General features: G+C 72.2%; 4 protein-coding genes. 3 read left to right on the top strand and 1 reads right to left on the bottom strand.

Annotated features, from left to right (window positions below; genetic code table 11):
* Positions 1–51: 51 nt before the first annotated feature.
* Positions 52–948 (bottom strand): Bax inhibitor-1/YccA family protein, encoded by an 897-nt coding sequence (locus ACFU0Y_RS17365; RefSeq protein WP_380216084.1) that lies wholly within the window; start codon positions 946–948, stop codon positions 52–54.
* Between the two features lie 211 nt (positions 949–1,159).
* Between ACFU0Y_RS17365 and ACFU0Y_RS17370 the strand changes: the two genes are divergently transcribed.
* The 3 genes from ACFU0Y_RS17370 to ACFU0Y_RS17380 all read left to right on the top strand — a co-directional run bounded on the left by ACFU0Y_RS17370 (position 1,160) and on the right by ACFU0Y_RS17380 (position 4,283).
* On the top strand, positions 1,160–1,432 hold the full coding sequence (locus tag ACFU0Y_RS17370) for a hypothetical protein (RefSeq protein ID WP_380216086.1): 273 nt from the start codon (positions 1,160–1,162) through the stop codon (positions 1,430–1,432).
* Between the two features lie 8 nt (positions 1,433–1,440).
* The gene (locus tag ACFU0Y_RS17375) at positions 1,441–1,701 is read left to right on the top strand and encodes a hypothetical protein (protein WP_380216088.1); all 261 of its coding nucleotides are present in this window, start codon (positions 1,441–1,443) and stop codon (positions 1,699–1,701) included.
* Between the two features lie 137 nt (positions 1,702–1,838).
* Positions 1,839–4,283: a S8 family serine peptidase gene (locus ACFU0Y_RS17380; protein ID WP_380216090.1), complete on the top strand. Its 2,445-nt coding sequence runs from the start codon at positions 1,839–1,841 to the stop codon at positions 4,281–4,283.
* Positions 4,284–4,313 lie beyond the last annotated feature (30 nt).

The raw sequence follows: 4,313 nt of genomic DNA on the forward strand, positions 1-4,313 counted from the left end.
CACCCGCGGTGCGCGGGTGCCGGGCCGTCGTGGGCGCAGCCGGGGCGGGACCTAGCTGGAGGTCATCTCCCGGATGATCGCCAGGATGCGCAGGATCTCGATGTAGGTCCAGATCAGCGTGACCGTCAGGCCGAAGGCCGCGGACCAGGCCATCTTCTCCGGGACGCCGACCTCGACACCGCGCTTGATGTTGTCGAAGTCCAGCACGAAGCTGTAGGCCGCGAGCAGGATCGCCACGGCGCCGATGAGCAGGCCCAGCCACGGGCCGAGCGGGCTGTCCGTGCGGATGTTGAAGCCGAACAGCAGCACGGCCCCCAGGTTGACCAGGGCGAAGACGACGTAGGCCATGAGCGCGACCATGAAGATCTTGGTGGCGCGCGGGGAGGCCCGGACCTTCCCGGACCGGAAGAGCACGAGCACCGAGACGAAGACGGCAATGGTGCCGATCACGGCCTGCACCACGATGCCCGGGTACATGGCCTCGAACATCCCCGAGATGCCGCCCAGGAACATGCCCTGGAACAGGCCGTAGGCGAGGATCAGCGCGGGCGAGGGCTCCCGCTTGAAGGCGTTGACCAGGCCCAGGACGAGACCGACGAGGGCACCGGGGATGGTGAGGATCGGCATGATCCAGCCCGCGAGCGCGCCGACGACCACCGCGCCGAGCACCGTGGCGGTGCGCATGATGACGTCGTCGTAGGTCATCCGGCCGGTCTGGTTCGTCCCGGCGGCCGGGGCGTTGTACATCGAGTCCAGGTGCTCGGCCGAGTACGGCGCACCCTGCTGCCCCCGCCCGTGGCCGGGCTGCTGGTGTCCGGTCCGGCCGTAGCCGGGCTGCTGCTGGTAGGGGGTTCCGTAGGAGCTCTGTCCGTACTGGTTGCCGTAGGCCTGGGCGCTGCCTGCGCCCGGCTTCGAGAGATCGCGGAGAAGCGGGTTACCGCCGGCCATTGAGGGGTCCTTCCGTGGCACTGATGTGCAAGATGTGGCTCCAGCCTAACAAGGCCTGCCTGGCAGAAGCAGGAGAACTGCTGTGCTTAAGCCGAGGGCGTGCGCGGGGCGCGGAACGCGCGCGGCGGCCCCCAGGAGAGCGGACAGACACCTCTTTGCGCGAGCACACATGCTGGGAGGAACGACCGAAGTCCCCACCCGGAGGCCCGTCATGCCCGAATCCGCCGCCCACTGGGTGCCGCTGGCCGCGATCCCGGTGCTGCTCGTCGTCGGGGCCCTGGCCGTCCTGCACTGGAGCCGCTATCTCGTCGCGATCGGCCGGCTCGAGCGCGCGCGGACGGCCCCCGGCACGGCCCCGCCCCCGTCCACGGCCGCCTGGCTCGAGCTCCGCAGCGAGGAGCACTACCGGCGCGCCTACCGTTCCACCTGGGCCGTGGCCGGTGTGCTCGCCGTGGGCCTGACCGCCGCCGTGCTGGCCGGCTGAGCCGTTCCGTGGTCCACCTGCCGGGCGCTGTGCTCCTCTACTGCTGCCTCGTCGTGGCCGCGTCGGGTGCCACTGCTCTGTGGAGCCTGTCCCAGGCGGCGCTGGACCTGGCACCGGCCGCCCGTCGCCGCTCTCCCGGCGGCCGCGCCGCCCTCCGCCGGCACCTGGGGCGCGCCACGACCGCGACGGCCGTGGCGGTGCTCACCGCCGGCGTGCCCTCGCTCCTGCAGCACCTCGCATGGCTGGCCGTGCTCCTGCGGTCCGTGTGAGCGGCTCCGCCGGGCGCAGGTCGTCGCCCGTGGTCGTCATACTTCGTGATGAAGCCGTGATTTTCATTTATATCTTTTCGCATTGATTTGCATGTGAGAACCTTGCCCGGGATCCCCCCAGCCCCAGGAGTTCGCCCATGCAACGATCCATGCTCGCCCCCACCCTGTCCGCCCTCACCCTGGCCCTCGTGCTGGCACCTCTCACGCCCGCGACCGCCTCCCCCGCCGAGGACGCCACGACCCTGTCCCCCCAGCAGGTCCGCGCCGAGTCCCCGCCCGAGATCACCGACCGGATGATCGTCAAGCACCGCACCCCCGTGACCGAGGCCGAGTCGGAGCGCGCCGTCGAGGACGCCGCCGCCGAGGCCGACGTCCCGGAGGGGAGGAACGCCACCGAGGTCAAGACCACCGGCGACGGCGCGGCCGTCGTCGAGCTGGCCGGCGAGGTCACGACCGACCAGGCCGAGAAGCTGGCCGAGGAGCTCGCCAAGGACCCGTCCGTGGCCTACGCCGAGCCCGACCGCCTCGTCTCCACCGCCCGGATCCCCGGCGGGGACGAGGCACGGCCGGAGGGCATGGGCTCGGTGGCCGCGACCGCCGCGGACCCCGGTGTCCCGTCCATGTGGGCGCTCACCAACCTGCGCGCCTTCGAGGCGTGGGACACCGCGACCGGCAAGGGGGTGACGGTCGGGATCGTCGATACCGGCTTCGCCAACCACCCGGACCTGGACTCCCAGACCATCGGCGGCTACGACTTCGTCTCCACCGCGGCCCTCGGCAACGACGGCAACGGCCGGGACGCGGACCCCCGCGATCCGGGCACGTACTCCACGGCCGGCCAGTGCTATGCCGGCTCCGCCGCGACCAACTCCATCTGGCACGGCACGCACGTCGCCGGCACCGTGGCCGCCAAGCGGGACAACTACGGCACCGTCGGCGTCGCCCCTGACGCCAAGCTCCTCAACGCCCGGGCCCTGGGCGCGTGCGGCTTCGGCTACGTCTCCGACATGGCCGACGCCGTGCGCTGGCTGGCCGGGGACCCCGTGGCCGGGGTGCCTGCCGCGCCCCGGCGCGCCGACGTGATCAACATGTCCCTGTCCATGGGCGGGGCGTGCCCGACCACGCTGCAGAACGCCATCAACACCGCCTGGTTCCGCAACATCCCCGTGGCCGTGGCCGCGGGCAACAGCGGCCGCCCGGCGATCGAGTACGCCCCCGGCAACTGCTACAACGTGATCACGGTCGGGGCCATCGGCTCGGACCGGGTGCGGGCGAGCTACTCCAACCACGGCGGTGCCGTGGACATCTACGCCCCGGGCCACCACATCCTCTCCGCCGGCAACACCGGCCTCCGGGGACCGGTCTCGCCCAACAGCCGCTTCGACTACGGCACGTCCATGGCCACCCCGCACGTGGCCGGGACCCTGGCCCTGCTCAAGCAGAAGAACCCGACGCTGAGCTCGGACCAGTACAAGCAGCTCGTCCTGGACTCCGGGGACGCCTGGTCCACCCTCCCCGGCGGCAAGACGCTGAACTCCCACGACGCGCTCTGGATCACGAAGCCCGCCGTCACCGCCGCACCGGCCGCCCCCGCCCCCGCTCCCGCGGCCCCCGCACCGACGTACACCACCAAGGGTGCGATCGGGTCCCTGTACCAGCGGATCAAGAGCCAGACGGGGGCGCCCACCTCCCACGAGCAGGCCGTCGCCGGCGGGGTCCGCCAGTCGTTCACCAAGGGCACGATCTACTGGTCCTCGGCGACCGGCGCCTACTGGGTGCGGGGTGGCGTCGAGACCGCCTACAAGCGCAACGGCACCGCCTCCGGCGTCCTGCGCTTCCCGCGCTCGGACGAGACGTCCAACGGCGTCGGCGGGACCTACCAGCTGTTCCAGAACGGCCGCATCCTCTGGTCCTCCCGCACCGGCGCCCACGCCCTGACCGGGGACATCGAGGCGGTCTTCGCCGCGGCGGGCCACGAGAAGGGCGCCCTGGGCTATCCCACCGCCGACCGGCGGAGCAACGGCGCCGGAGGGTACTACCAGACCTTCCAGAACGGCCGGATCCTCGGCAGCTCCACCCACGGGGTCCACGCGATCACCGGCGCCACCAGCGCGGCGTACTCGCGGGCCGGCAACGAGGGGGGCCCGCTGGGCTATCCCACCGCCGGCGTCGTCGCCGACGGCCGGGGCGGCACCGTCCAGACCTTCCAGAAGGGCCGGATCGTGTGGAGCTCCGCCGGCGGGGCCCACGCCCTCACGGGCTCGGTCGGCGCGCACCACCAGCGTTCGGGCGGCCCGGCCGGACCGCTGGGCTACCCCACGACCGACGAGGCGTCCACCGGCACGGGCGGGGTCTACCAGGAGTTCCAGAAGGGCCGGATCTACTGGAGCCCCACCACCTACGCGCAGGAGATCAAGGGCTCGATCGGCAACGCCTACGTGGCGCTCGGGGGCACGAAGAGCCGCCTGGGCTTCCCGCGTACGGGAGAGGTCACCCGCGCCGACCGCTCCGTGGTGCAGTACTTCCAGGGCGGTTCCATCACCTGGCGCCCGGGAGGAGCCATCCGGATCGACTACCGCTGACCCGGCGCCGGTCCCGCCGCGGCCCCGCTC

The sequence above is a fragment of the Kocuria sp. NPDC057446 genome (genome assembly GCF_042802875.1).
Classification (GTDB): domain Bacteria; phylum Actinomycetota; class Actinomycetes; order Actinomycetales; family Micrococcaceae; genus Kocuria.